The organism is Nocardia sp. NPDC050408 (assembly GCF_044458905.1).
GTDB lineage: Bacteria > Actinomycetota > Actinomycetes > Mycobacteriales > Mycobacteriaceae > Nocardia.
The window spans coordinates 175,346-197,646 of sequence record NZ_JBITIL010000003.1; the positions used below are offsets into that span (position 1 = coordinate 175,346).

Annotated in this window: 22 protein-coding genes; 14 read left to right on the forward strand and 8 right to left on the reverse strand. The window is 63.5% G+C overall.

All coding sequences use genetic code 11. The features are described 5' to 3' along the window. Positions 1-329: 329 nt before the first annotated feature. Positions 330-1,193 (reverse strand): DUF1206 domain-containing protein, encoded by an 864-nt coding sequence (locus ACIBJI_RS10550; RefSeq protein WP_364350666.1) that lies wholly within the window; start codon positions 1,191-1,193, stop codon positions 330-332. A 172-nt stretch (positions 1,194-1,365) separates the two neighbouring features. On the opposite strand from ACIBJI_RS10550, the gene ACIBJI_RS10555 reads away from it, so the two are divergent. The 5 genes from ACIBJI_RS10555 (at position 1,366) to ACIBJI_RS10575 (ending at position 5,755) form a co-directional block, all read left to right on the forward strand. Beyond that, positions 1,366-1,746, forward strand: coding sequence for a hypothetical protein (locus ACIBJI_RS10555; RefSeq protein WP_364350208.1), 381 nt, complete (start codon positions 1,366-1,368; stop codon positions 1,744-1,746). 177 nt (positions 1,747-1,923) lie between these two features. Further along, the gene (locus ACIBJI_RS10560; protein ID WP_397083839.1) at positions 1,924-2,757 is read left to right on the forward strand and encodes an RNA polymerase sigma factor SigF; all 834 of its coding nucleotides are present in this window, start codon (positions 1,924-1,926) and stop codon (positions 2,755-2,757) included. 287 nt (positions 2,758-3,044) lie between these two features. Further along, positions 3,045-3,248, forward strand: coding sequence for a hypothetical protein (locus ACIBJI_RS10565; RefSeq protein WP_364350202.1), 204 nt, complete (start codon positions 3,045-3,047; stop codon positions 3,246-3,248). 16 nt (positions 3,249-3,264) lie between these two features. Next, complete coding sequence (locus ACIBJI_RS10570; protein WP_364350199.1) at positions 3,265-4,473, forward strand: AI-2E family transporter; 1,209 nt, start codon at positions 3,265-3,267, stop codon at positions 4,471-4,473. Between the two features lie 145 nt (positions 4,474-4,618). Continuing rightward, positions 4,619-5,755, forward strand: a complete 1,137-nt coding sequence (locus ACIBJI_RS10575) for a Fic family protein (protein WP_397083842.1) — start codon at positions 4,619-4,621, stop codon at positions 5,753-5,755. Positions 5,756-6,033: 278 nt separating this feature from the next. On the opposite strand, the gene ACIBJI_RS10580 is transcribed toward ACIBJI_RS10575, so the two are convergent. Beyond that, positions 6,034-6,789, reverse strand: coding sequence for an alpha/beta hydrolase (locus ACIBJI_RS10580; RefSeq protein ID WP_364350192.1), 756 nt, complete (start codon positions 6,787-6,789; stop codon positions 6,034-6,036). 713 nt (positions 6,790-7,502) lie between these two features. On the opposite strand from ACIBJI_RS10580, the gene ACIBJI_RS10585 reads away from it, so the two are divergent. The 6 genes from ACIBJI_RS10585 to ACIBJI_RS10610 all read left to right on the forward strand — a co-directional run bounded on the left by ACIBJI_RS10585 (position 7,503) and on the right by ACIBJI_RS10610 (position 12,771). Further along, positions 7,503-8,429, forward strand: a complete 927-nt coding sequence (locus ACIBJI_RS10585) for an LppP/LprE family lipoprotein (RefSeq protein WP_397083844.1) — start codon at positions 7,503-7,505, stop codon at positions 8,427-8,429. A gap of 731 nt (positions 8,430-9,160) precedes the next feature. Continuing rightward, the gene (locus ACIBJI_RS10590; protein ID WP_364350186.1) at positions 9,161-9,316 is read left to right on the forward strand and encodes a hypothetical protein; all 156 of its coding nucleotides are present in this window, start codon (positions 9,161-9,163) and stop codon (positions 9,314-9,316) included. Positions 9,317-9,550: 234 nt separating this feature from the next. Then, the gene (locus ACIBJI_RS10595) at positions 9,551-9,865 is read left to right on the forward strand and encodes a hypothetical protein (RefSeq protein ID WP_364350183.1); all 315 of its coding nucleotides are present in this window, start codon (positions 9,551-9,553) and stop codon (positions 9,863-9,865) included. Beyond that, a complete protein-coding gene (locus ACIBJI_RS10600; RefSeq protein WP_397083847.1) occupies positions 9,862-11,130 on the forward strand; it encodes a hypothetical protein in 1,269 nt (422 codons plus the stop codon). Before ACIBJI_RS10595 ends, ACIBJI_RS10600 begins: the two co-directional genes overlap by 4 nt. Continuing rightward, positions 11,123-11,764: a hypothetical protein gene (locus tag ACIBJI_RS10605; RefSeq protein ID WP_397083849.1), complete on the forward strand. Its 642-nt coding sequence runs from the start codon at positions 11,123-11,125 to the stop codon at positions 11,762-11,764. The genes ACIBJI_RS10600 and ACIBJI_RS10605 overlap by 8 nt, the downstream gene beginning before the upstream one ends. A 539-nt stretch (positions 11,765-12,303) precedes the next feature. Continuing rightward, the gene (locus ACIBJI_RS10610) at positions 12,304-12,771 is read left to right on the forward strand and encodes an RDD family protein (RefSeq protein ID WP_397083851.1); all 468 of its coding nucleotides are present in this window, start codon (positions 12,304-12,306) and stop codon (positions 12,769-12,771) included. Between the two features lie 191 nt (positions 12,772-12,962). Here ACIBJI_RS10610 and ACIBJI_RS10615 read toward each other — a convergent pair whose 3' ends face one another. The 3 genes from ACIBJI_RS10615 to ACIBJI_RS10625 form a co-directional block, all read right to left on the reverse strand. Continuing rightward, positions 12,963-14,177: an FAD-dependent monooxygenase gene (locus ACIBJI_RS10615; RefSeq protein ID WP_364350171.1), complete on the reverse strand. Its 1,215-nt coding sequence runs from the start codon at positions 14,175-14,177 to the stop codon at positions 12,963-12,965. Between the two features lie 103 nt (positions 14,178-14,280). After that, the gene (locus ACIBJI_RS10620) at positions 14,281-14,607 is read right to left on the reverse strand and encodes a hypothetical protein (RefSeq protein WP_397083854.1); all 327 of its coding nucleotides are present in this window, start codon (positions 14,605-14,607) and stop codon (positions 14,281-14,283) included. A 278-nt stretch (positions 14,608-14,885) separates the two neighbouring features. Continuing rightward, the gene (locus ACIBJI_RS10625; RefSeq protein ID WP_364350663.1) at positions 14,886-16,115 is read right to left on the reverse strand and encodes an FAD-dependent oxidoreductase; all 1,230 of its coding nucleotides are present in this window, start codon (positions 16,113-16,115) and stop codon (positions 14,886-14,888) included. Positions 16,116-16,473: 358 nt separating this feature from the next. Between ACIBJI_RS10625 and ACIBJI_RS10630 the strand changes: the two genes are divergently transcribed. The 3 genes from ACIBJI_RS10630 to ACIBJI_RS10640 all read left to right on the forward strand — a co-directional run bounded on the left by ACIBJI_RS10630 (position 16,474) and on the right by ACIBJI_RS10640 (position 19,807). Then, positions 16,474-17,814: a lipase family protein gene (locus tag ACIBJI_RS10630; RefSeq protein ID WP_364346553.1), complete on the forward strand. Its 1,341-nt coding sequence runs from the start codon at positions 16,474-16,476 to the stop codon at positions 17,812-17,814. 722 nt (positions 17,815-18,536) lie between these two features. Continuing rightward, the gene (locus ACIBJI_RS10635) at positions 18,537-19,178 is read left to right on the forward strand and encodes a transposase (RefSeq protein ID WP_397083856.1); all 642 of its coding nucleotides are present in this window, start codon (positions 18,537-18,539) and stop codon (positions 19,176-19,178) included. A 257-nt stretch (positions 19,179-19,435) separates the two neighbouring features. Further along, complete coding sequence (locus ACIBJI_RS10640; RefSeq protein WP_364346557.1) at positions 19,436-19,807, forward strand: pyridoxamine 5'-phosphate oxidase family protein; 372 nt, start codon at positions 19,436-19,438, stop codon at positions 19,805-19,807. Here the strand turns inward: ACIBJI_RS10640 and ACIBJI_RS10645 are convergent. From ACIBJI_RS10645 to ACIBJI_RS10655, 3 genes are all read right to left on the reverse strand, one after another. Then, positions 19,799-20,689, reverse strand: coding sequence for an alpha/beta fold hydrolase (locus ACIBJI_RS10645; protein ID WP_397083858.1), 891 nt, complete (start codon positions 20,687-20,689; stop codon positions 19,799-19,801). The genes ACIBJI_RS10640 and ACIBJI_RS10645 overlap by 9 nt on opposite strands. Beyond that, positions 20,686-21,654, reverse strand: a complete 969-nt coding sequence (locus ACIBJI_RS10650) for an alpha/beta fold hydrolase (RefSeq protein WP_364346561.1) — start codon at positions 21,652-21,654, stop codon at positions 20,686-20,688. Before ACIBJI_RS10650 ends, ACIBJI_RS10645 begins: the two co-directional genes overlap by 4 nt. Before the next feature lie 157 nt (positions 21,655-21,811). After that, on the reverse strand, positions 21,812-22,051 hold the full coding sequence (locus ACIBJI_RS10655) for a hypothetical protein (RefSeq protein WP_364346563.1): 240 nt from the start codon (positions 22,049-22,051) through the stop codon (positions 21,812-21,814). Between the last annotated feature and the right edge of the window lie 250 nt (positions 22,052-22,301).

Here is a 22,301-nt window from a genome sequence, read left to right on the forward strand (position 1 = left end):
TCCGTCGTGTTCACGATATGGACACCAGCGAGCTAATGGGAGTTTATCCCAAGTGGAGGGGACAACATCAAGGTTAGGCCGATATGTCCACCGGCTACGCCTCCGTCAACAGCTTGCAAGTTACTAGACAGCAATCCGACGCGGTCGCGTCCACCGAACCTGCCGGAAGCGAACTTGACTGGGGCCGGAACTTGGCTGGGGCCGGAACTTGGCTGGGCCGGAACCTGGCTGGCGCCGGACTGCAACCGAGGTGAGACGGCGATGGGTAGAACTGATCGACAGCTGCCTCGAGATCGGACTGGCTGCGGTTGCTCGGGGGCTGTGCCCGACTACATCTTGGTTTGTCGGGCCATGACGAAGCTGTAGAGGCCGTAGGTGATGATGCCCAAGCCGGCCGCGATGAGCAGCGCTGCCCCGTAGGGTTGGGCCCCGAGAGTTTTGAGGGCGCCGTCGAGTCCGGTGGCTTTGTCGGGCTCGGATCGGTTGACGGCAAGTATCACCAGCAATCCGATGGCGGCGATGGCCAGCCCTTTCGCGATGTATCCGACGGTGCCCAGCCGGCGTACCAGGTCGCTGGTCGTGCCCTCGAGGTCTTCGAGGAAGTTCTGGCTCACTCCTTTGTAGATGTGGTAGCCGCCGATCGCGATGATGATCAGCGCGATCGCAATGAGGGCGATCGTGCCGGCGGTGGTTTGCATCAGGCGGGCGGTGAAGCCTGCACTCTGTGCGCTGCTGGACTTGCCGCTGCCGCGTGCGAATCCGAACGCGGACACCGCGAATGCGAAGTAGACGACTGCCAGGGAGAACGCCTTGACGCGATCGAACGTTTCGGATTTCTTGCTGTCGGGCTGGGGTTTGGACGCGCTGCCGAGTGCCGCTTCGGCGAGCCGCCACAGTGCCATCAGTGCAAACGCGACGACGCCCACCCACAGGGCGAGCAGGCCGCCTGGCTTGGCGGCCAGTTCCGCCATGGCCCCGGATTGGTCGGCGGAGCCAGCTGGGCCACCGAAAGCGATCCGGATGGCGATGTAGCCGATGATCAGGTGCACGATGCCACTCACGACGAAGCCGGTGCGGGCGAGGCGTTCGAAGATGCTGTTCTGGGCCAGCCGGCCTGTCCTGGAGGACACCTTGTCGTTCGACGCGGACGGCGGTGCGCTGGAAGACGTCGAGGACGGATTGTTGTCAGGCATGGCGCTCGCCCCCATATCCGTGGTGGTGAAAGGCGCTGCCAGCGTAACGCCGCCTTCCCTGCCGGCGGTAGGTCCGGGCCGGGTCGGCGGGGCGTCTGGTCGCTCATTTTCCCAGTTCGGGGGTGGTCGAGTGGCGTTAGGGTAGAGGGGGGAGGGTGCGAGGAGTCGAAAGATGAGCACCACCATTGTGATCGTGATCATCGTCGTCGCGGCTGTGGTCATTTTGCTTGTGGCTGTATGGGTGTTGATGCGCAAACGTCGCGAACACCATCGGGTCGAAGCCGCGGGCATCCGTGACCGGGCGGCGGAACAGGAATTCGAGGTCGGTCAACGGGAGGCGCTGGCGCAGGAGACTGCCGCCAAGGCCCGGGTGGTCAAGGCGGAGGGCGAGGCCAAGGCGGCGCAGGCCGAGCGGCTTGCCCAGCAGGCGCACGTGCATCGCAGCGCGGCGGAGGATTCGCGAACCGACCTGGATAAGGAGTGGGAGCGCGCGGACAAAATAGATCCGGACTCGAAGTCAGGTGGGACGCGTCAGGGGGCTGAGCCCGAATAACCCATCGCACAACCCTGATGTCGAGGTTTCGCCGACTGTTCGGGCTCGGGAAGATGAGCGCGAACAGGTGAGTGACTGCGTTGTGGGGCGGTTGACGCCCTTTGATCACGTTTCGATTACGACAAAGGTGGTACCCCACTGACATCGAACTTCATGTGAAGTGAGGGGAAATCTCGGATGAGTAGAACGACAGTTCGCAACGAAGGATCCCGACACGCCACCGGTGCCGGGGACAGCTACGACGACATCGAGCCATGGTTCGAGAAGCTGGCTGCCTTGGAGCCTGGCGACTCTCATCGGCAGGTCGTGCGTGAGGAGATCGTGCGTCGGTGTCTACCCTTGGCCGACCACATCGCTCGCAAGTTCGCCGGCCGCGGCACGGAATTCGACGATTTGCAGCAGATCGCTCGGCTAGGGCTGGTGCAGGCGGTGGACCGTTTCGAGATCACGCGAGGCTGTTCATTCCTGTCGTTCGCGGTGCCGACTGTCATGGGCGAGGTGCGGCGCCACTTCCGCGACCACACCTGGGCGCTGCGTGTTCCGCGCCGGGCAAAAGAACTGCAAGCGCTGATTCGGCCGACCGTGGAGAGCCTGGCGCAGCGGCTCAGTCGAATGCCGACCGCGCGGGAGATCGCCGCTGAACTCGACCTCGAACTCGGTGAGGTCACTCAGGCGCTGGTCGCGGCCAATGCCTACCAGACCAACTCGCTCGACATCGGGGTGGGCGATAACGACGAAGGCACTCGCCTCTCGGTCATCGACACCCTCGGCGCCGTAGAGCCGTGCTACCGATTGTTGGAAGACGCGATGTCGGTGCGTCCGTTGATCGCTGCGCTTCCCGACCTCCAACGTCGGGTGCTGATCATGCGTTTCTTCGAATCCAAGACCCAAAGCCAGATCGCCGCGCGTCTCGGCGTCTCCCAGATGCAGGTCTCCCGCATCCTCACCAAGACTCTGCACACGCTGCGGGAACAGGCAATCGGCGCGGATAGTCGCCGCGAAGTCGCCTGATCCAGGTCGCTGCCAGTCGTGCGAACGTGGTGATCGGTCGTAGCCGAGTAGCGTCGAGATCAAACCCGCCGAGATCCTTGCCGACTCGGTGCGGCCGACTTCGTATCGCCCGACCTGTTTCGACTGGTATCACCGGGGAAGTCACTGGTCGACCGCGCCGAAACGGCGTGGTCGTCAATCCGCGGAGGGCACTAGGTCGGGACGAACTCGATCCGCCAGAAGCGAATGCGAGACACCGTTCGGGTGAACCACGGTGGCTTGCGACCGGTGCCCGGAGGAGGTGGGTGATGGGTCGTTTAGTGCCATTGCTGGTACTCGTGTGGCTGATCATCGGGGTGGTCGCGGCGGGTCAACGTGGCTACTTCACCGATCGGGAGCAGAACTGTGCAAGCGTGGGAACGATCGCGGTCACGGTCATCGCCGGGCCCTTGAACTATGCGGGGGTCAACCCCAAGGTCACCAACTGCAACGTCCCTCAACCCAGCCCGTAAGTCGTCCGATCACACGATGAACGAGGACGACGAACAAGGCCGAACTGAGGAGCGCCGCACTCCCGGCGAGGCGGAGCAGGGCCACAGGGACCTGGTCGGGCAACCCCACACTGCGGACGAAGGCGGACCGATCGTCGCCGCGGAAGCGGCGGCGCAGCAGGCTCGGACGACGCGCAACCCGCTGGGCGAGCCCGGGCGACGATTCGATCCGCGGTCGCCGTTCATGGTCGGCATGACAGGCGCGGCGGGAGTGGCGGTGACCTACGGCGCGATTCAAGCGATGATCGCCGCGAGTCAGGTGCTGGTCTTGATCACCATCGCGCTGTTCCTGGCAATAGGCCTCGAACCTGTTGTGTCGTGGCTGGTTCGGCCCTGGTTTCCGCGATGGGCCGCAGTGACCGCGGTATTCGTGGTCGCGATCGGCTTGCTGGCAGGGTTTCTTGCGGCCGCCATACCTCCGCTGGTCACCCAAGGCAGCGCGCTGGTCCACAACGCTCCGGACTACGTCGACCATCTAGCTAACCGATATCCACTCATCGACACGCTCAACACTCGGTTCCATCTCCAGGACCGAGTCCAGCAAGGGCTCGGTTCCGATCCTTCGAAGCTGGCCGGGGGTGTCCTCGGCGCGGGCCGCCTCGTATTCAGCATCGTCAGCGGCACGGTGATCGTCGCGGTGCTGACCGGTTATTTCCTGGCCAATTTCGCGCAGGTTCGCGCTTCGATCTATCGACTGTTTCCACGCTCGCGCCGACCGCGGGCGATTCTGATCGGCGATGAGATCTTCGTGAAGGTCGGCGGCTACATCCTCGGGAATCTGGTCATTTCGGTGATAACCGCGGTATTGACCTTCATTTGGCTGCTGATCTTCGACGTGCCCTACCCGCTATTGCTGGCCGTCCTGGTCGCTGTCCTCGACTTGATCCCCGTAGTGGGCTCCACCATCGCCGGGATCATCGTGGCCCTCGTCGCGCTCACCGTATCCCTGCCCGTCACAGTGGCTACCATCAGCTTCTTCATCATCCTGCGGATGTTCGAGGACTACGTACTGGTCCCCAGAATCATCGGCAGAACGGTCCGGGTTCCCGCCATCGTTACGGTGGTGTCGGTTCTGCTCGGCGGCGCATTGCTCGGGATCGTGGGTGCGCTACTCGCCATCCCGGTCGCTGCCGCGGTGCTGCTGATCATCAGTGAAACGATGTTGCCGTCTTTGGACGAGCGCTAGCTATCAGCGTTCGTCTGAATGCGCGGAGAGGCGACTTGAACACGAACCTGTACTGACCATGGACGTTGCTGACCCGGTCGTCCAGTTCCATCCCACCTGCGCGCCGCACGTTGACGTAATGATTACGTCATTATATTGTAGCGTCGTGCTGTTCCCGACGCCCGCTCTGACCGCATCCGATGTTCGCGTCCTCGCCGACGTGGACCGGATGCGCGACGAACTGCGTCATGAAATCCAGGCCAAACCCGGAAAATGGGCGGGTGCCCTGCGTAAGTTCCTCACCGCGGATGCCGTCGCCGCATCGAATTCCATCGAAGGGTTCAAAGTCGCCACCGTCGACGTGGAGGATCTGATCGCAGGCGAGCGAGATGTTGAGGTCTCCGAGGAGAACAGGGCCGAGACGCTCGCCTACGAGCGGATGATGACCTACATACAGACGCTCCACGACGAAGGCGATTTCGCCTACAGCAAAGGCTTCCTGAACGCTCTGCACTGGATGCTGCAAGGGCATCGGCATACCGAACGCCGCCCGGCCGGGCGGTGGCGCCGCGGCCCCGTATACGTGACCGACGCCCGCGATCCCAGTATCGCCGCCTATACCGGCCCCGACGTCGAGCACCTGCCGACCTTGATGGAGGAACTCGTCGATTGGCTCAACGGCGACAACGGCACCCACCCGCTGGTGCGCGCGGCGATGGCGCACCTACATCTGGTCTCCATCCATCCGTGGGCCGACGGCAACGGACGCATGTCACGATCACTGCAAACACTGATGATCGCGCGGGAAGGTGTTCTCGCACCGGAATTTTCGTCCATCGAGGCATGGCTCGGCAGACCTGGTAACACATGGGAGTACTACCAGGTTCTCGGCCGACGAGGCAGCACCTATCAGCCGGATCAGGATGTGTCCGAATGGATTCGGTTCAATCTCACCGCCTACCACCAGCAGGCGCAAACGGTACACGCCCGCTGGGGCCGGTCCGGTACGGTATGGACGCTGCTCGAGGAGTACGTCGCGGGTATCCACCTGGACGAAAGAGTTGTCAGCGCATTGCATGATGTCGCGATGTCGGGCCGGGTTCGCCGGACCCGCTACGAACAAGCCGAAGGCCTGAGTCTGCAACAGGCGCAACGCGATCTGCGCGATCTCGTTGCACTCGGGGTGCTCGAGCCCGTCGGTCGCACCCGAGCACGCTTCTACACGGCCGGACCGGACTACCCGGGACACGTATCAGAAGTCGCCGGCACCCCGACCATCCTCGACAATCCTTACCGGCGCTAGCGCGGACCGCCGCCGTCGGGTCAGTTCCAGAGGTCGTGTGCCGCCAGCATGGTTACCGCGGCGACGGCAGTCGGGCCGCCCACGTTGTGTGCCAGGCCGATTCGCGCGCCGCCGACTTGGCGGTGTTCTCGCGCCGTCAGATGGCGCTGATGAGGCCGAGCGCAGGCACGTGGGTGGGTACCCGAACAGATAAGCGTGTGTATCGCCTCGAACGAAAGATGGGACGTGACAGCCGGTATCGGCGTCCAGCCCAAAGCCGGGCGCCGGTACCTGTCACATCAGACCGGCGTGCTGACCCGGTTTAGATGATTGGCGAAGAACCTGGCTCGGCTGTCCGCCTCGAATCCGCGCATGCGGTTGTGCGGACCTGGATAGATGTGCATCGCCTTTTCCCGGGAAGCGCAGGCATCGAACAACGCCAAGCCGGGTTCGCGGTCGATTCCCTCGTCGTCCCACGCGAGCACGAACTCGACAGGGATGGTGATCTTCCTGGCTGCCTCGGTCAGAGCCTCGTACACGAAGACCGGGCCGAATGACGCTGCGCTGATGCGGGGTTCGACCGCGGTGAGCATCAGTCCGATCGAGACGCCCAGTGTCATGCCGCCGTAGCCGATCGGTGCCGCGGTGCCGATCTCGGGCAGTGCCTGCAGAGCATCGATAGTTGCCTGCCATTCCGGCACGGCGCGTTTCGCCAGAGAAGTGTTGTAGTCGACAATGATCGGGCCCATCGGCTCTCCTGTTTCCCGAGCCCGCGCGAATGCGGCGCGGGCGGCGTCGTCCTCAGCGTCGCGCGGTCGGTCGCCGTGTCCGGGCGCATCGATGGCGGCGACGGTGAACCCGCACGTGGTCACGAGGTGGTGGGCGTTGGCCACGAGCCCTGGTGCTCGCTTGTGCAGGCCACCGGTGTGACCGCTCAGGATCAGGGGTGCGCCATCGGGGCCGGAGGCGGGCGAGAAGAGCACGCCGGTGACGCCATCCAGAGTGAAGTTGCGTTCGATGACACCGTTCGCCGATGTCTCCGAGGTGAAATGCATGGTGTGTTGTCCTTCGGGATTGCCATGTGGTTCAGGCGCTCCCGGCGACACCTATGTCAATCGCCCGACCGTGACGGCGAGTGGGAGCACCCACGTTGCTGCTGTGTTCATGGGTCTCACCTCCTCGCAGTGTGTCACGGTGTTCGGCACGCTATCAGTCCGCGCGTCGTTGCGCCCAACAATTTTCGGCGGACCCAACGCGCAAGGCCTGGAGCACCGCAGGGTGCCATGCTGGTCGCCGCCGGGCGCGTACGAAGGGTTTGCTCCACCTCCGACCTGAACCAAGATCGGCCGCACATCGGCATAGATGTTCGCGACCGCGTGCATCCTGGCATGGGAGGCGAAACTGGATCTCGGTTGCGGCCCAGGCCACGAACCTGCACCGGGTCTCATCGGTGCCACCCGAGAAAGCGAAGTCACCGCCACTATCACTGCGAGTCACACCATGGCCGGTTGGATCAGCGGTATCTCGGCATTGCAGGATGCACTGAGCTACAACGGATCTCGCGTCGCGATTCGCCCTCCGTGGCTGACTCGGTCGACGCGGTTTTGCTCGATCCGATCCTGTACGTCCTGGGTTCGGCGTCCTCGGTGATGCCGTCGGCCAGTTGACGAATGCGGGACGCAGGCAGGCGTGCCCATGAAAGCGGGGGCGCAACGATCTTCATTCGGGACACGAAATGCTCGGTAGTACAGAGGGGAAAGGACTCTCGATGAAAAGGATCATCGGCATTATCGTTGCGGCCGCGGCGGTGACCTTGGCGGCGGCCTGTCAGGACGGCGTGACGACGCAGACGTCCGGGGGGTCGTCGGTGTCGAATTCCGCTACCGTTGCCGTGCCGGGATCCGCTCAGCCTCCCGTCACTCAGCCCTCACCAGGTGCCACGCAGCCTGCTGGTGACAATGCTCCTGCCACTGCCGGAAAGGGCAGATGTGTCGATCTGGAGTCGGCGGTGGTCACAGCCGCGCTCGGCACACTCGGTACCGGGGTCGGTGGCGACGGGTTCTACGCAGACAGCGGCACTGATGCCTCCGTCGGCGCCTGTCCCGCCATACTTTGGGTGCTCGCTGGGACTCCGCGCGGCACCGCTAGCTCACCCTGGCACGTGATGCTGTTCAACCACGCGGGTTATCTGGGCACCGCGACCAAGAAGTCGACTGCTTATACACAGGTGGTCGGCTCGTCCGATCGCAGTGTCGGGGTCCAGTACCGTTGGCTGACGGGTAAGGACGCCAGTTGCTGTCCCTCGGGTGGGCCGGCCATCGTCACTCTCACCTTGGGCGCCGACGATCGCACCGTGACCCCGGACCGTGATTTCCCGACGGAGGTGATCGATCCTAGTTCAGCGAGTTCGCCGCCGGTGTGTCCGGTTACCAAGGCCGCTTTGCTCGAAGCGTTGCGAGGCACCGACATCGAGTCGCGGCTGGCGACGCCGATCGAACTCGAGGATCGAATCGACTGTGCGGGTGAGTGGGCGATGGCCCATACGGGAACCCACAACAATACTGTCAACCGAGCCCAAGTCTTGTTCCACTACATAGCGGCCGACGGAGGCTGGAAGCCTGTGGACCTCGGCAGTGCGCTGCACTGCACCGAAATCGGCGTGCCCGCCGATGTCGCAGACAAGATCTGCCGCTGAGCGTCGGTGAGCTGCTCCCCAAGACCGTTCAGCACATCGAGTAACCACGAAGACAGCGGATTCACCGTTAGTGGGAGTGGAACGCAGTTGTCTATCCGCACCACAAGGTGAGTGCAGGGGCGGTGATCGAGTCGAGTCCGAGTAGCGTGCGCTGCTCGGACTCGACGAAAAGGGATGTGCCCTAGGGGATCAAGGCAGCATCTGAGGGATGACGTCCGGGTTGATCGAGCCGACGATCCCGCCGATCACGGCGCCGATAAGGGTGGGCACGGGATCGATGAAGGAGCCGGTGGCGGAGCCGATCGCAGCGCCCGCAGCCGCGCGAACCTCGGGCCGGGTAACGCTTCGACATGATGGGGACGGTTCAGCATCCGCAAGTTCCGTTTCAACCGCCGAGCTTGACCGCGCGGTGTCACGTGGACCTGGCCGGTGGCTATCGGGTCCGCTGGCGGCTGGGGTCGGGTTGGATTACCGGGTCCGTTGGTGGGTGTCCGGTCCGCTGGCTCGTGCGGTCCGGAATCGAGACATGATGTGCTGCTGGTGGTCTCACGCACCGGAAGTATTGCCGCCGCCCGCTCCGGGTGTCCGTGCCGCTGGATGAATGAGGGGTTTTCGGTGGGGCGCTGTGGGGGTGATGTCGCGAACGGTCGGGTCCGGCTCTCTGATCGGGGTGCGCCCCTGGACGCTCGCGGATTGTCATGGCGGGCGGCCGAAGTGGAAGTCGGGCCAGGGTGTCCTGGCCGCCCGTCGTGGTCGCGGCGACCGCACACGTCAACAGACTCACCCCATCCGTTGACCACCGTCCACCCGAGCTGACCTCACATTTCACCACCTGGATCAACCACGTCGCCCAACGCATCCGCGAGGCGGAGGAAGACCACTCGTAGCCCGGCGTTACGGGGGCCGCGTACCAAACCCGGATTGAGCACTGGCACAAAATGTTCACTCGATGGAACCGTTTCGGAAGGCGGTGCGTCCAGTACTGATACAAGTGCCTAACCCGACTGGAACTCGGTTCCCCAACCGTGAACCGCCCGCAAGGACCGGCGAGCGAGATCTTTGGGCCGGCATGGAGATGACTTTGCGTGAAGGAGAGTGTTGACTTGGCCGGGTTTCTGCAGGTGGACATCGATGTGTTGAGCAAGACAGTTCAGTCTCTACGCGGCGCCGAGCAGGTTCTCAACGATGCGATGAACGCGATGAAGGACGGCAGCCACGGCGACATCGGGACCAAGACTCTCAACGATGCCGCCGACAGCTTCCAACGACGATGGAGATTCGGCATCGAGCGGATCGGCGAGTCCGCCAAGGCAACCGCGGACGGCGTCGCGCAGTGCCTCGATGCGTATCAACAGACCGATCAGGCATTCGCCAAGGTGGTCGAGCAAGCCACGAGCGCCGTTGACGGACAGCCGAGCCCCTCGGCCACAGCATGAGCCAGAACCCGTATCCCTACATCGGTTTCAACCCGGTTCCGGGCGCGCCTGACGACGTCGCAGGGCTGCACGGGCAGATCAGCACAGCCGCGGACGCGGTCAAGGAAACCAACCAGCTGTTGAACAGTCTGCGCAACAGCAACGAGAACGTCTGGCAGGGTGAGGGCGGCGACGCTTTCCGTGCCAACTTCGATGCCACGCTTGCCCAAGACCTCGGCTACGCACAGAACTCGCTCGAAAAGGCCGTCGGCCTGCTCGCCGAATGGCACACGGACCTGGTGGGCTTCCAGGACACCGCCAAGGCATTGGAAGCCGAAGCCGCCGAGGCCAAAGGGCAGTACAACAGTGCACTGCAAACGTTGCAACAAGCTCGGTCGAACACAGACCTGGGTCTGGGCAGCATGACCTTCACCGATCCGGTTGAGTTGCAGGCCGCCCAGACCCGCCTCAACGCCGCCACCGCGCAGGTCAATGCCGCCGTCGCAGCAGTTGACACCTGGGAAGGGAACGTCGATTCGATCATCCGCCGTGCGCGAGATCTCGAAAGCGCACACGACAGCACAGCCCGGCGGATCGCCGGTGAACTGGATGCGGCCGCAAAGGATTTCGCGCCCAGCCCACCGGACAAGAGCATCTGGGATCGCATCACCGATGCGATAAAAGGTGTCGGCCAGTGGATCAGCGATCACCGACAGCAGATCCACGATGTCTTGGCAGGAATAACTGCGGTTACCGGCCTGCTCGCGCTGGTGACACCACCGCCCGCCGACGCGATCTTCGCAGGCATCGCGCTCGTCGCCGGTCTAGGTGTCCTCGCAACGGATGCTCTCGACCCCGAAGTCCGTGACGCGTTCAAGGATGTCTTTTCTAGGGATTTCAATGGTGATGCACTGAAGAAGATAGGGATGACGGTGGGTCTTGACAGCCTAGGTGTGATACCTGGAGTTGGAGGCGCGGTAAAGGGTGTGAAAGCATTTACCGAACTCGGAGAACTCGCGCCTGCAGTACGGGCATTCACAGAGGGAGCGCAGGCGCCGGGAATAGCAACGAAAATTATCGATGGTGTTCCGAATGTTGTCGACAAGGTTCCGCTGATGCCGTCGGCGGTGACCCGATCCATGAGTGACTTCACTAGCTTCTTCGAGGACTTCGGCCAAGCCGGCAAGTTCGAGGCGGGAACCTCGGCGGCTGGCATCGAACTGTTCTCACGCGCAGGGAAGGCAGGGCTCGGCCTCTTCAATATTGGGAACAGTGGAAATGGCTGAGACAATGGTAGACATCTGGATTCCGCATGGCTTCATGGAAATGCCTCTGACCGATATCGAGAGTCGGATCGGCGTTGCTCGGGAGATCGTTGGAGAAATGCAGGCGTCGACCATGAAATCCATGGCTCAGGCTATCTTACCCACTGTGGCAACGCTCTTCGCCGAGCTGGCACACAGGGATGCGAGGTACTGCGGCATAGGTCGGCACCTGACATCAGACGGAAACCTGATCACGTCATGCATCACCGTCTGCGTTTATGAAACCGGCGGAGAGACGATCAACCCACGGTTGGCTTTGACGAATCTGGTCGAGTCCAGGGCCGAATCCGGGGAAACATATGATATCGAAATGGTAGATGTAGGGGGTCGGCCAATGATGTTCGCTGAACGAGTCACAGAGCTCCCAACGCCGGAACTTCCCGGGAGACCGTACGTGAGTAACACAACGGCCACCTACCAACTCGAAGCGGTAGTGCCGTCGAATGACGGGTCAGCACTTGCTGCTGTCGAATTATCGACCGCATCAGTCGACTATGGTCCGGAATTCCGAAAGATGATGGTCGATATGGCGCAGTCGATCGAATTCCGGGCGCATAGTCGGTCGACGCCCCGCCCCTCGTCGCTGGACTTGTGAGGTCTTTCATCGTGGAAACATCATCGTCGGCCGCATCTTGGCCAGCGACACGCGCCGAATTGCGAAAGGGCGCGCTGTTGCCGTGGATGGCTCTGGCCGCGGGGGTCGCCAGCATTCCAGCATCGGTAATCTTCATCAGTTTGGGCGATCCTGGCCACAGCCATTTGGCCCACCGCCTGTCCGCTCTCGGGAGCATATTGTCGATAATCCTGTTCTGCACAGGGGTTATCGGCGGATGCATGGTATGGATCAGGAGACGGACAAGGCAGATATTGCTGCGGCACCCTTGGCTGGAGTATCGAGTCGGCCACGTCACCAACGGCCGGTACGAGTGGGTCGAGTTGAAAGATGTCAACGACACTCGGATCTCACAATTGATCGTCAGCAGTTGGGTTCATCAAATAGGAGAGGTAGTCGATAACGGGTCTTCGATAGTGTGGTTCGCAGGCGATCCGCGCAAACGTGGAGTCCTCTCGACACCGGGGGGAGCAAATCTGCGATACGCTTATTATAGAGGTGATATATCGGAACCCAAGCGTATGGATGTCAGGGAAGCCGGCCTGGCACGATTCGGCGGTAAAGATGATCGCCGTTACCCATCACCTCGTACATTGCGTCGAGTCTGTGCATTCGCGTTCGACTGGTTATTGCATTTCGGAACTGCCGCTGCAGTCGTCATTTTCGGTAAAGGTGTGATACCGCTTGCCGGAGCCGTTGCGCTTGGCGCGTGGTTGACAACTTCCTTTGTTAATCGAGTCATACTGCAAGGAGCATTTCACACGACGGTCGGGAAAGCGCTGTTCGGTCTCTGCGTGATTCAGCCCGGCGATGGTTCGTTTCCGTCATATGGCAGACTGACAAAAGTCTGGTTTATGACTTTGTATTTTTCTGTGATGCTACCCCTGGCGTTATTTGGAGGGGATGGCCCGGGCCCCGACAATCTCAGCGACTACTTCCTGCCCGCAGTGCGTCGTCGCGACCTTCGCGTGCAGACGGAATTCCTATAGCTTATAAGCACGGATCCACGCCTCTGCCGCTATGCCGGGCAGTCGGCGCCGCCGGCGGCCAAGAGGCAGCGATCGCGCTGGTCCGAGCACCTGCGAAAAACGCGAGACATGGCGCCCTGGTCGCCGCCTGGAGGGCATGGTGGTGCTGCACCGGCACAGCCCGGCAGCCTGGTGAAGTTGGCCGAACACCTTTACCAGCGCACCGGCGGTGCCATCGCGAGTTCCCCCCGTCGGGCAGCCCGCCACCACCGATGTCCGGAGTCGATGGCACGCCGGATCTTGCGCACGGTGGGTACCTGTGTGAGCAGGTGTTGCTGATATCGCCACGGCATTTGTAGCCCGTGCCGAGCCGCCATCGCATAGGCGAACTGCACGGCGCTGCGGTCGAGATACCGGTCGGCGTGTTCGAACCAGATCATGCTGGTACGGGCGGCGGCCTGTATCGGGCGCAGCGCAGCGCGCCGCTGCGCATCGTAGTTCTCCAGCGCATCGGCGACCTCGGCATGCTCGTACAGGTTCTGTGCGAGCACGACGGCGTCGACGATTGCCAACCGGGTGCCCGAACCGATGGTGAAGTGCGTCGTGTGCGCTGCATCGCCGAGCAGCACCACGTTGTCGTGATACCAGGTCTTGTTGGTTACCTCGGGAAAGCGGCTCCACCTTGCGAACTCGCCCCGTGTCTTGCTGATCAACGAGTGACCGTCGAGATGGCGCGTGAATATGTTCTCCAGAACGCTCGAGTTCTCCAGGTTGTCCAGGGAATCGAATCCCAGTCCATGCCAAGTCCGCGGTTGGCACTCAACGATGCAGGTGCTGATTTTCTCGGCAACCGACGGGTAGGCATGGAACCAGATCCAACCGGCCGAGGTGTGTTCGAAGGCGAAGGTAAATCGGGTGAAGACCTTGTCCGTACCGAGCCAGATATATCGATTCTCACCGAATGTGACGGAGGTGCCGAAGCGATGATTACCCAGCTGCCGTACCTGGCTGTTCGCGCCGTCGGAGGCGACGATGAGATCGGTGCCGTCGAAGCCGGACAGATCGCGGACCTCTTGCCCGTGCTGGACATCGACGCCCAGTTCGCTCGCCCGTCGGGAAAGTACGTCGAGCAATGCCGCGCGCCCCATGCTGAACCCGTAGCCCCCGAAATGTGCGGTCTGGTCGTCGCGCACATGGATTGCCTGTTCACGCCATAGGACCGACCCGGCACGTACCGCCTGGGCGCTGTCGAGGTCATTTCGATACAGAATGTCGAGCAGGTCGTCCCAATACACAACGCCCCAGCCATAGGTGGACCCGGGCGGCTCGCGGTCGATCACCGTGATGTCATGGGCCGGGTCGCGCCGCTTCATCGAAATAGCGAAGTACAAACCGGCCGGCCCGCCACCGATACACACAATCTTCATCTCGTCACCAGTCCAGCCCGGTGGTCGATCCTGGCTTCACATGATCGGTACTCGATGCGACCGAGCCCGGCACGCTGTGCGTGTCCGGGCTCGGTTACCGGCGCTAGAAGCTACCCCAGCCACCCCAGCCGAATGGGTTCCACCAGCCGGGATTCCATCCCCAACCGCCGCCTCCCCAACCGCCGCCGTGACCCCAACCGCCCCCATTACCCCAACCGCCCCCGTGACCCCAACCGCCGCCGCCCCAACCGCCGCCGCCGTGACCCCAACCGGGGTTGTCGACGAGTTGGGTTGCAGACGTGGGCGTCGTTGCGCGTGCGGAAGGCGCTTGCGCCGCGGCTGCGACGACCGGAATCGCGGCAGCTGCGGCTATACCGGCGGCGGCCGCCAGCCGGGCGAACTTTGTGTGTGAATTCTTTCTCTCGGTCATGATAGGGCTCCAGATGCTGTCCCGACCTGCTCGAATTCTACGCGGTTTCGCCGAACTCTAGAAGTCGCCGCGTTGCCCCATCTATAATCCCGCCACATTCCCATCGGCTACCCCCGATATACCCTGGTCCTAATACCAGCCGGACTTCGTGATCATGGTGTGAGCCGGGATCGGTGCTGGTGGTGGCTGCGTCGGGCGCGAGATACGTGCTGCGCGTAAGGCATCCGTCATCACCGAGGTCGTCGCTTTCTGTCGGATTCCATCAGCGCGACCGGTATTCAATGGGTGGACTCGGGTCCGTGCTCGGGCGCGGCCTGCAGTTCGGGCGCCGCGGCGGCCAGCAGTGCGTCGCGGTCGCGGCTCAACGGAGGATAGATACGCCGGGTGTTGATGGCGCGCTTGGTGTCTTTAGCTACCTCGCCGCACGCGACCACGTGGCGGTCCCAGCCCTCGGTATACACCGCGCCTGCCGGTCCCAGATCGAGAACCGTTACATACCAAGGGATCCGCAACGGTTTCATGGGTTTGCCCAGAAGATCGCCGATGACGTTGTATCCCGCCCACCGGCCCATGGGGCGGCTGTGCTGGCAGGACATCACAGACATATGCTCGTCGTCCATTTTTGCGGCGGCGACGTCACCGGCGGCGAATACCCCGGCCACACCGCGGACCCGCAGATAATCGTCGACAGGGAGTCGACCCAGCCGGTCACGTTCGATCCCGAAGTCTGCGGTCAGCGGGTTGGCTCGCATGCCGGCACACCATACGACGGTGGCGGCGGCCACCACTTCACCCGAGGACAGCGTCACGCCGCGCTCGTCGATGGCGACGACCCCGACGCCCAACTTGGTCTCGATCCCGATGTAGGCCAGCGCCGCCTCGATGACCGGTCGCGCCGATGCGCCCATGTCCGAGCCGACGAACGGGTTGCGGTCGATCAGGATGACCCGCGGTGTGACCGCCCGCGTGGCAAAGGCGTCGGCGAGCATCGCGGGCAGCTCAGTCGCCTCTTCGATCCCCGTCAAACCTGCCCCGACGACGACTACTGTCGCAGCCGCCGGGTCAGCGGGGCCCTCGGCAAGCCGGCGCAGGTGGGCTTGCAGTCTGGTCGCTGCGTCATGCGTGTCGATATCGAAACCGAACTCACGCAAGCCGGGGATATCGGGCTTGACCACCTGGCTGCCCAACGCGAGCACCAGCCGGTCGTATCCGTGAGCGCCAGCGGTGGATTCCACGACGCGCGCCAGAGCATTGATCGCCGTCACTTCGCCGATGATGTGCTTGATTCCGACCGGATCGAGAAGAGCGCTCAGCGGGATGCGGGAGGTGCTCAGATCGGTCTCATAGTCGCGCACGCGGATGTCGTGGTACGGCGTGGAACTGATCATGGTGACATCGACGGTTCCGACCGCTACTCCGAGCTCGTCAAGCCGCCGGGCCGCCGCGAGCGCCGCCCACAGACCCGCAAACCCGGACCCGAGAACCACCACAGGCGAAGGATCGGTCACCGCAGCGCGCTGCACATCGTCATTTTAATACTCCAGCCGGACTCCGTGATCGTTGATGCTGCTGGTCAGGGCGCTGAAAGTCGGGCGGCCACGGCGTGATCATGTTGTGCCGTTGGCGGTCGAAACGCATCGACGCCGAGGAGTTCTACCGGCTGCTCGACGGCGTCGTCATCGACGATGTCATCGCGCGGACACACGAGTGAGAGTCGCTGACACTGATCCGGCGTGCTGTGGAGCGATCAGTAACTATGTTACTGTCCCGTAGCGCGCAGCTGTGGCGGGTCTCATTCCGTCGAGTGTTATGCGGCCTAGGGCACTCTGGCGACGGCGCCAGGGTGGGAGTTGAAGAGGGTTATTGATGCAGCAGCAGGGTTGGCGGCGTCCCGCGCCGGGATTGTCGACATACACCGGACGGCTGGCTCTGGTGGCGGCCGTGGCCTGCGGGACCGTGGTGGCCGGGGTCGGAACCAGCGCGCCGCAGGCGGCGGCCGCGCCGGTGAGCGCGTTCTACACCCCGCCCGAGCAGTTCTCGTCGCAGCCGGGCGCGGTGATCAAGACCGAGCCGATGACCGTGTTCGCGGCCCCGCCCAGTGTTACCGGGTGGCCGGTTCGAGCCGAGCGCATCATGTATACGACGCGATACCAGGACGGTTCCCCGGCCGCGGTGACCGGCACCTATGTGGAGCCGACCAACCCGTGGCGAGGCTCGGGTCCGCGCCCGACCGTGGTGATCGGTCCCGGGACCGCCGGTCAGGCCGACCACTGCGCGATGTCGGTGGCGTTCTCGACCGGCGTGACCATCACCGCCGACCCGTCGGTGTCGCTGTCGGCAAATCAGGAAGCGCCGTCGGCCGCGGTGTGGAGTGCTCTCGGCGCCCGTGTCCTGGTGACCGACTACATCGGACTCGGGACACCGGGTATGCACACTTTCGCCAACCGGATCGAAGGCGCCCACGCCATCCTCGACGGTGCTCGCGCGGCGCAGCACCTGGGCGGTGTCGGACCGGAAACCCCCGTGGTGTTTTGGGGTTACTCCCAGGGCGGGGGCGCGACAGCGGGGGCGGCGGAGATGCAACCGGACTATGCGCCGGAGTTGAACCTCAAAGGCACCTGGGCAGGTGGGCCGGTCGCCGACCTTGCCGCGATCCTGCAGCGCATCGACGGCGCACTTATCGGTGGCGCCATCGGTTTCGCGATCAACGGACTGCTCGCTCGCTATCCCGACCTGCACAAAGCGGTCGACCGAGTGACCAGCCCCGCTGGACGCGCCATGCTCGATACGCTGAGCACCGAATGCATCGGGGATGTCATCACCCGTCAGCCCTTCCTGAAAACGAGCACGCTGACAATCGATGGCCGTTCGCTGACAGAGCATCTCGACGCGATTCCGGAAGCGGCGCCCGCCTTGGCCGACATGCATGTCGGCAGTCTGACCCCGAGGACGCCGGTTCTGATCACCAGCGGCCTCAATGACGACACGGTGCCGTACGGGCAGGCTCGTCGGCTGGCCGAGGAATGGTGCGCGAAGGGGGCGGCGGTCACCTTCCGCACCAACGATCTGCCGCCGATCTTCTCCGGCGCAACAATCCCCAACCATTTCGGACCCGAGATCATCGACGGATTCGGACCCGATAACGCGATCACGTACCTACTCGATCGGCTCGCCGACAAACCGGTCGCCGGCTGCACTATCGACTGACCGGTGTGTGCGTGTGCTCCGACTCGCCGGAGTCGGCGGATCAGAGCACACGCCTTCCGGCACAGCGGACATGGCCGGATGCCTCGACACCAGCCCGACTTGGATGCGGCGCACCCCCAGCCAACCCCCGATCGCTCTCGTGACCTCTTGCGGAAAAGCGATCGGGGTGGGGTTTGGACCGCGTCCACGATCGAACCCTTCGCCGGGCGCTCATAATTCGGATGCCACGTAGGGGCCATTAGAAGGAGCGTCGACAAACCGAGGCAAAGCTTCGGCAACGCGACCGAGACTTGCAAGAGCACCTCGACCTCGCGGTCACCGCGATCCAACGCCTGAGGTTGGAAAACCACCGACTGCGGCAAGAACTCGAGGCAGCCCACGCAATCACGCCACTTCGCCCTGGGCACGGGCTCAGCTCTGACCGCCATCGGTGACTGCTGTCGCCGCAGTGGCCCCGCGAATGACCGTCGGCAATGGCGACTATCGTGCGTCGCCACGCGGGGTGGCTGGACAAGAATCGATCAAAGCAGTTTGTCGGACGCAACTGGGTCGCGCCAGATTTGTCGACACCGCCTAGGGGCGGCCTGGGGACATCGCAAGATCGCCGCCATGATGCGCGCGACGGATACGAGGTATCCACCTCGACGGTGGAGCGGGCACTGAGGCGTCGCGGTTTGCTGCTGCCACGCGAGTATCGCGCCGACCGGAAATCATGGGCAGTGTTGCGACGCAAGGTATTCCGCGATCCACCCACGCAACGCAATCGGGTATGGCAGACCGATTTCAGCGAGTTCGAGACAACCGGTGGCGGTATCTGGCGGATCTGCGCGGTGATCGACTACGCCACCAAGTACTGCCTAGCGGTCGCCGTGACACCGACCGCCCGCGGCGCCGACGCACTCGCCTGCCTGACGCTCGCGGTCACCGAGGCCGAGAGAGTTCTCGGGCTGGGTGACCTGCGGGCTGACCGAGGGCTGACCGAGGTAATCGGTCCGGCCGGCGAAGTGCTCGGCATGGTGCCCGCCCCGATCGCGGTGGTGTCGGATAACGGTCCCTGTTTTCGCGGGGAGGTGTTCAAGACCGCTTTCGCTGGGCCGGACCCGTTGCTCCGGCATGTTCGCACGCGGGTGCGTTCACCGCAGACAAACGGTGTGATCGAGCGGCTCTTCGGCACCTTGAAGTACGAGCACCTGTTCCGCGGAGTGATCACCGACGGTGACGCTCTGGACATGGAAGTCCACCGATTCCGGATTATCTACAACTGGATCAGACCGCACCAGGCGCTCGGCGATCGAACACCGATTACGGCCTTCTCAGCCACCGCCAGTGAGGAGGCAGCGGACGCGGGTCCCTGCTCTGGCTGAATGATTGCGTCGGGTAACCCTTCGGTCTGACGTCGTGCCTCGGCGTCAATGTCTTCCCGCAGTGGGGTCGGCGACGATCTACCGCATCACTTGGGTTACGCCGGAACGGCTTGCCGATACCTGCGCTAACCGATGAGTTTCCCGGCGCGTTCACGTCTTTTATCAGTAGCCACGCAAAACCTGTTGGAGAGCGTGGAGGTCGGCTTGCTGCCGCTGTTTCACTGGTGTCGCATGCCTCGGTGACCGAAGGAGGTGACATGTCAGACTGTGAACCGGATGTTGTGCTGGGGCCGTTCTCGTCTCCGGACGCGCAGGCGACGCCGTGGGCGTCGGCGTTGGCGGTCGTCGGTGCGGCGGAGGTGTTCTGGCTTTCCACAGTGCGCCCGGACGGGCGACCGCACGTGACGCCGTTGCTGGCGGCGTGGAGTCTGGGTGGGTTGTGCTTCACCACGGGCGACAGGGAACGCAAGGCGCTTCTCGTGCCGACAACGGTTGGCGATCAAGTAAGCAGATCGCCAGGTGTCACATCGATCCGTTGTGCCCCAACGAGATCGGGATACCCACGTCGGACGAGTGAATCCCCAAAACCTATCCACTTTGTCCCGACGTACATGGGCGAGTCACGCTGACCGGGATGTTCCGCGCGGCGGCTCGGTTGTACGTGATGGGCTAGCGAACTGCCGGATGACCCGGGCGAGTCTGGCTGGTTGGTCGAGTGGGATGAGAGTGTAACTATCTGCTATCTCGATCAACTGTGCGTGGGGGAGCAATTCGACCAGGCGTCTGCCGTGTTCGGGTGGCATCACCCGGTCGTCGGCCGCCCAAACCACGAGGACGGGGCGGTCGAAGCTCGGCAGATACTCGGCTGAGGCGAGCAAGAAGCTCGTATCTGCCGCCGCGGCTCGCAGCATTCGCACTGTGTCGCGACGGATCTCCGGCTGAGTCAGGGTCGGCTCCATCCAACCGGCGACCGTTGCGTCTCCGCGTTTGGTAAGCCACCCGAACGCGAGCGAGCTGTGCCGGAGCATCCGGAACCGCATTTGCTGCATGAACAGACCGAACAGTGCTGGCGAGAGCTTGCCGGTGAGCATGAGCAGCTTGCCGGTCAGCCCGGGAGGGAAGTTGTCGAACGCCTCGCACGAGACGAGTACGACCCGCCCCACGCGTTGTCGCGCGAGTACAGCGCCATCGCCCATGAGTAGTTGGACAAGCGCGCCGCCGGTGTCATTGCCGACGAGGGTCACGTCGTACAGGTCGAGGCGGTCGAGGAATTCCGCGACCAGCTGGGCTATCGCGGGCAAAGAAAGGTCAGCCTCGGCGTGCATCCCGTGCCGATGCGCGCCGAGCGGCAATGTCGGCGCCACGCATCGGTGGTCGAGGGATAGTTCGGCAATTGGTCCGTCCCACAGTGAAGCGTCCATCATCAATCCGTGCAGTAGCACAATCGGGGGGCCGTCACCGCCGGTGTCTTGGTAGTCGATAGTTCCCGCGGACAGCTCGATCTGCTTCATACCTTTTGCTTCCGCGAGGTATGGGGGATGCCGGAGTGATTCGCTGCCGGATGATCGAATAGGTGCCGGTGCAGGAAGGATAACTGCGCCTCGACGGCTTGCTCGTGCTTATCCAAGAACGGGGCGTAGTGGGGACCGGATATTTCGACGAGCTCCCCGCGTGGAGCGCGGCTCGCCGCCTTCACGGATGGCTTGACGAGCGACGTCTGATCGCGGTCACAGACCATGACAAGTAGCGGCGACTGCACCTGGGACGCGGCGCGGCCGGGCCGATAGAGAGTGAAGCGAAGCGCGGTACGGGCAGCGACCGTCTGCTGCCAGTCCGGGTACATGTGCGAACGCAGTGCGAGTCCGGTATCGAGTCCGTCCGGCGTCGTGAGCATCGCGACGGTCCCGGGCTCTCCGACGAGCGGCACCAATCGCGGTGGACGCCCCACGAGACTACCGAGGGCATCGACAACGCCCCGGCCGGTGAAACGTAGCATCGCCAGTGGCTTCTGGTGGCGCATGGCGTTGCGGCTGAGGGCCGGACCGTCGGGGTTCGGTGTCTGTGCGATCGCCGCGCCGAGCTGCGGGTTGCGTGCCGCGACCCGGAAGATGTGACCGCCGGAGGCGGAGAACCCCCAGACCGCGAGTTTGGTCGGATCGACTCCCGGCAGAGTCCGGGCGAAGTCGATCGCGGCCTGCCAATCGTTGAGCTGGTTTCTGGCCGAAAAGGCGAGGCGTGGCTGCCCGTCGCTCTCACCGACGCGGCGGTAGTCGAAGGCGAGGACCGCAAACCCCGCATCGTTGAATCGCTTCGCGAACTGGTCGGTGGCCGGCTCCTTGGGTACCGCGAACCCGCCTGCCATGATCACGCAGGCGCCGTTGGTTCCCCGATAATGCCAGGCGGCACATACGGTGTCGCCGCTGACGAATCGAACCTTCTCCCGATCGACGGACTCGGGTGTGTCTTGTTCGGTCATTTGGAGCTTTCCTCTTCTGATAGTTGGGCGCTGATCGGTATGGCTGCTAGCTCCGGTATCCGCGTCGCTGGTGGTGACGGGCTCCTTATCTCGGGTGCCCGCGGGATGTGGTGAAAGAATCGGGCCCCGGCGTCCGAGTGCCGGTTGCGTCTCATTGCTACGTTCCATCCCTGGCTTCGTCGGGGCTCAGTCGACGCACCGAGACCAGACATAGCCCGAGGTCGCGGACTTTGGTCAGAACACCGTGCAATGCGGGTTGATCAGCAATCAGGCCAAAGATGGCGGTCTGACTGGCCTCGCCGTTGACCTGCAGTCCGCCGAACCAGTCGGCCCACCGATCGTCGAGGAGGCCATCGACGCGGATCTCGTAATGCGCCGGCCATCCCGAGCCCTTCACACCCGCTCACGGTCCTGGCACAGAACCAATGCCCGGCCGCATTGGCGCTGCCGCTCGAGGAGCCAGAGGGCGGCGGCCATGGCATGGGGCAACGCGTTACGCGTAGGGAGCGCCTCCCCGGCGCCTGAGGGACAGGTCGTGTATTGGTCGAGACTGAGCGCATCCATTCCCGATTCCTCCCGCTGATGGCCATTTCCGTAACCGATACGCTACGAACGCCCCCAGACCGGCGCGTCACCCAAAGGTGGAT

Coding starts and splice junctions, on each gene's coding strand:
- ACIBJI_RS10640 (WP_364346557.1), top strand. CDS start 19,436: ATGTCAGACTGTGAACCGGATGTTGTGCTGGGGCCGTTCTCGTCTCCG.
- ACIBJI_RS10565 (WP_364350202.1), top strand. CDS start 3,045: ATGGGTCGTTTAGTGCCATTGCTGGTACTCGTGTGGCTGATCATCGGG.
- ACIBJI_RS10610 (WP_397083851.1), top strand. CDS start 12,304: ATGGATGTCAGGGAAGCCGGCCTGGCACGATTCGGCGGTAAAGATGAT.
- ACIBJI_RS10600 (WP_397083847.1), top strand. CDS start 9,862: ATGAGCCAGAACCCGTATCCCTACATCGGTTTCAACCCGGTTCCGGGC.
- ACIBJI_RS10630 (WP_364346553.1), top strand. CDS start 16,474: ATGCAGCAGCAGGGTTGGCGGCGTCCCGCGCCGGGATTGTCGACATAC.
- ACIBJI_RS10645 (WP_397083858.1), bottom strand. CDS start 20,689: ATGAAGCAGATCGAGCTGTCCGCGGGAACTATCGACTACCAAGACACC.
- ACIBJI_RS10570 (WP_364350199.1), top strand. CDS start 3,265: ATGAACGAGGACGACGAACAAGGCCGAACTGAGGAGCGCCGCACTCCC.
- ACIBJI_RS10580 (WP_364350192.1), bottom strand. CDS start 6,789: ATGCATTTCACCTCGGAGACATCGGCGAACGGTGTCATCGAACGCAAC.
- ACIBJI_RS10585 (WP_397083844.1), top strand. CDS start 7,503: ATGAAAAGGATCATCGGCATTATCGTTGCGGCCGCGGCGGTGACCTTG.
- ACIBJI_RS10550 (WP_364350666.1), bottom strand. CDS start 1,193: ATGCCTGACAACAATCCGTCCTCGACGTCTTCCAGCGCACCGCCGTCC.
- ACIBJI_RS10615 (WP_364350171.1), bottom strand. CDS start 14,177: ATGAAGATTGTGTGTATCGGTGGCGGGCCGGCCGGTTTGTACTTCGCT.
- ACIBJI_RS10620 (WP_397083854.1), bottom strand. CDS start 14,607: ATGACCGAGAGAAAGAATTCACACACAAAGTTCGCCCGGCTGGCGGCC.
- ACIBJI_RS10650 (WP_364346561.1), bottom strand. CDS start 21,654: ATGACCGAACAAGACACACCCGAGTCCGTCGATCGGGAGAAGGTTCGA.
- ACIBJI_RS10555 (WP_364350208.1), top strand. CDS start 1,366: ATGAGCACCACCATTGTGATCGTGATCATCGTCGTCGCGGCTGTGGTC.
- ACIBJI_RS10560 (WP_397083839.1), top strand. CDS start 1,924: ATGAGTAGAACGACAGTTCGCAACGAAGGATCCCGACACGCCACCGGT.
- ACIBJI_RS10605 (WP_397083849.1), top strand. CDS start 11,123: ATGGCTGAGACAATGGTAGACATCTGGATTCCGCATGGCTTCATGGAA.